Raw genomic sequence first — 1,364 nt, 5'->3', positions numbered from 1 at the left:
GTCTGTCAGAAACACGCTGGAAAATGCTGACCGACGCAGGTAAAACGCTTGGATTTCGTGGTGGCAAGGCTCAGCGTTCATGGGAGCTGATTCAGGCACTCAACGCCCGGGAAAGCACACTTAATGCCTTATACGATTTCCGGCCACTGATTAGCCCGGAAGGCTGGCTACCACCGGTTATTGATGAAGCACAGGACGTAGCTCATATCACGCCAGATCAAATCCGGACCTCTTCCCGGGTCTGGACCATCATTCGCCCTGAACGCTTTGTCAGCAATCCACCGGGCTGGCGTGACTGGCTTCTCCGGGGGCTTTCAACAACAGCCACTCCGGGTACAGAAGGCAGCGTCGTTCCAGAAGACAGCGTGCAACGAAAAGTGTGGGAAACCGCATTACGGCAGGGATGGCAGGAAGGAAGACAAAACGCCGACCTGACGCTTGAAGCCAACCAGAAAACCCTCACCCGTGATTACCGGGGCATGATGCTGTACTCACTTCTCTGGCGTCAGGGCATGATCACCCGTCCGGATGTTTCTGATCAAATGCAAACCGTTACAGGTGACGGGAAAAAACTGGTCACTGGAGATCGTGTTCGTCGCCTTAAAAATCATGCGGAATTCAATCTTCAGAAATCTCACTGGCGTCCGCTTATAGGCACTGAAGGAGGCTCCCGATGAATATTCCTGATGAGTTTGGTCTTTTTCCGTTTCAGCGTTTCACTGCAGATGAACTACGGCATTTCTTTGTCTGGTGTGCCGCACATAAAGTCAGTGATGTGGATCTGACCGGTGGGTCACCTGTATCTGTCAGTCGCTTTGGCCGACGGGTGCGTTGTTCCAGTGCAACGTTACCAACCACACTCATGTCCTCCCTGATTGATGAACTGTTCGGTCGGGAAGTCATTCCCCGCGTTCTGGCAGGCAATCCGGTTGACAGGACGATACAGATTAACGGGGATGCATCCGGTCGCTATGGTCTTAAACGCGGAGAACGCATCCGGTTACGCTCTCACCTCATTCAGGGCACATCTGGTGCGGAGGAGAAAGCAGTCTCAATAACCATGCGTGTCATCCCGACAGAAATACCGGACATTCTCTCCATGAACATTGAACCAGATCTGCTTGAAGCAATGGTCTGCAAAAGCGGTCTGGGATTTGTATGTGGTGAAACCGGGTCAGGGAAATCAACGCTGTGTTCAGCACTGTACCGTTACATTATGGACAATTTCCCCGACGCCAAAATCGTGACATATGAAGACCCGGTGGAATATATCCTGGGAAATGAAAACGATCTGCTCCCACCGCATCAGGCAGAAATCGGGCGTGATGTGGTCAGTTTTGCTGCCGGACTGCGTTCTGCTGTAC

General features: G+C 52.3%; 2 protein-coding genes. Both read left to right on the top strand.

Annotated elements, in window-relative coordinates; translation table 11 throughout:
• The coding region (gene traI, locus RTW80_RS25290) for an IncI1-type conjugal transfer lipoprotein TraI (protein ID WP_312720802.1) at positions 1–677 on the top strand (677 nt) is incomplete at its 5' end.
• On the top strand, positions 674–1,364 hold a 691-nt coding region (locus tag RTW80_RS25285; RefSeq protein WP_312720800.1), incomplete at its 3' end, for an ATPase, T2SS/T4P/T4SS family. The genes traI and RTW80_RS25285, both read left to right, overlap by 4 nt.

Source organism: Escherichia sp. AM3 (assembly GCF_032029835.1).
GTDB classification, from domain to species: Bacteria; Pseudomonadota; Gammaproteobacteria; order Enterobacterales; family Enterobacteriaceae; genus Escherichia; species Escherichia coli.
The sequence above is the reverse complement of the archived record's forward strand: the minus strand, read 5'-3'. Positions and strand labels throughout refer to the sequence as shown.